Annotated in this window: 2 protein-coding genes; both read left to right on the top strand. The window is 57.7% G+C overall.

Annotated features, from left to right (window positions below; translation table 11 throughout):
* Window positions 1-129 precede the first annotated feature (129 nt).
* Complete coding sequence (locus BMX16_RS17155) at window positions 130-660, top strand: hypothetical protein (RefSeq protein WP_089905999.1); 531 nt, start codon at window positions 130-132, stop codon at window positions 658-660.
* Window positions 660-1,622, top strand: coding sequence for an ATP-binding protein (locus BMX16_RS17150; protein WP_089905997.1), 963 nt, complete (start codon window positions 660-662; stop codon window positions 1,620-1,622). The genes BMX16_RS17155 and BMX16_RS17150 overlap by 1 nt, the downstream gene beginning before the upstream one ends.
* Window positions 1,623-1,914 lie beyond the last annotated feature (292 nt).

The following is a 1,914-nucleotide window of genomic DNA, read 5'->3' as shown; positions in this document are numbered from 1 at the left end:
ACTGCAATCTCCTTCTGAAACATCAAAAGGAAACTCGCTCCTCCACCAGCGCAGCGGAACCCTGGAAATCAATGGGACGGGGACGGCGCTTACGTCTATCTTGATCCTGACAACCTGAGGCAGGTCACGGTGGAACCGATCGGCACGTCCGAAATCCTCACGGCCGACCTGTCCATGACCAATTTGCGCGATACCACTCTGCCAAACGCACTGCGGCTCCTGAATGAAGCGTGGCGCGGTGATCCTGAGGCCGGGACGGTCACCAACGATGGCGTGGGCAAAGTGATGGCGCGGGAAATGCGCCAGGTGTCTTTGTCTGACCGCGCGCGCGTGGACCGAAACACTGATCGCATCATGGATTATGAGCGTCTCGCCGCTGGGCTCGAGAACGTCGACGTGCGTCCCTCCGGGCATGACTTCGGGTTCGCACGCGTGGGGTCGATCATGGACGTCATGACCCGCGGCGCGGCCGGCGGGAATGCGGGGCCGGTGCTTTCGGCTCCCAACACCGTGCCGTTCTCTACCTCCGAGTTTCACGCAACCGAAACAGGACAGTCGGGTGATGGGGGCAACAGTCCCCTGCTGCCCGCCCATCCCGAAGACAACCCCGAAACCCCGACCGAACCCGAATTCGGATGCCTCAAGGAAAGCAAATTTTGATGTCCTTTATCATCGACGAAATCATCTCTTCCCGGGAAGCGCTGTCGTGGCGCACCTTCCCTCTCCCGCGGGCGGCAGAGTTGAAGATCAACATCGCAAGAATCTTCAGTCAGCACCTCGGCGACCTGAGGCAGGATATCAGCTTCGAATCCCAGTGCCTGATCGTGACCGGTGAGCCTGGGTCGGGCAAAACCAAGGAGGTGAAGCAACAGATTGCTCAGTTCAACGATGCGGGCATCCTGCTTCCTGACGGAAAGCCGGCCAGGATCGTCAGCTGCCTTCTGGACGCGAAAGGCGGATGGAAGGACCTCGGGAGCACGACGCTGCGCTCTCTCGGCTATCCGATTGAAAATTTGGCCCGACATACGCAGGCCAGCATCACGGCGAAAATTGTCGATCACGCCAAGCGCTGCGGCGTCGTCGGCATTCACTTCGACGAGGCACAACACATCCTGCGCAGTAAGAACGTCACGAACCGCCATGTCATCCTCGATTCCTTCAAGACCTTGATGAAGTCGCAGGATTGGCCGCTGATGCTCATCCTCACTGGCATTCCGGAGCTCATGGGATACATCCAAGAGGAACCCCAACTCCACCGACTTGCGACCCACCAGATCTTCCCTGATCTTGAGGTGCTTGGCGATTTGAACGTCATCAACGACATCGTCCAGAGCGCCGCTATGCAGAGCGGATTGGAGGTGAGCGACGCCGTCATGACCCGTGATCTTTATACTCGACTCGCAACGTCCGGGGCTTTCAGGTGGGGTCTGGTTATCGGGCTGGTGATTGGCGCATGCGAAGCTGCAAGAGCGCGGGGGTCTCACCTTTTGGAACGAGATGACTTCGCAGAAGCTTGGCGCGCCAAGGTCGCGTCACGGACAGGCGTAAACCCGTTCACGCATGATGCATATGATCTCATGCTTCGGCGGGAGCAGCCTTTCCGGCTTTTCAACCCCGGCTGATCACCACTACATCACCGGATAATCTCAGGCTCGCACCGCACGGTGCGGGCCTTTTTTGTTTGCTGAAAACGCTCTGGCGGTGCTGACGGCTTCCTGTCGTGAAACTTGCGCACGCTTTTGGTTTTCTGCGCACGCTATTCGTTTCGGCCACAATTTGGCGAATCGATAAGGTGCTGTAATCGCGACCAAAAACCTGCTTTCCGAATCAGATAAATTTGAGGAACGTCTGAAAAACCTCCCCCTTTCCGCATGATCTGGTAAACTTGGGCATCCCCTTCAAGGAGCCTTTCAG

The organism is Loktanella fryxellensis (assembly GCF_900110065.1).
GTDB lineage: Bacteria > Pseudomonadota > Alphaproteobacteria > Rhodobacterales > Rhodobacteraceae > Loktanella > Loktanella fryxellensis.
This window is presented reverse-complemented; position numbering and strand designations above follow the sequence as displayed.

Bases quoted from the DNA above. Each gene is read 5' to 3' on its own strand.
- BMX16_RS17150 (WP_089905997.1), top strand. From the start codon at position 660: ATGTCCTTTATCATCGACGAAATCATCTCTTCCCGGGAAGCGCTGTCG.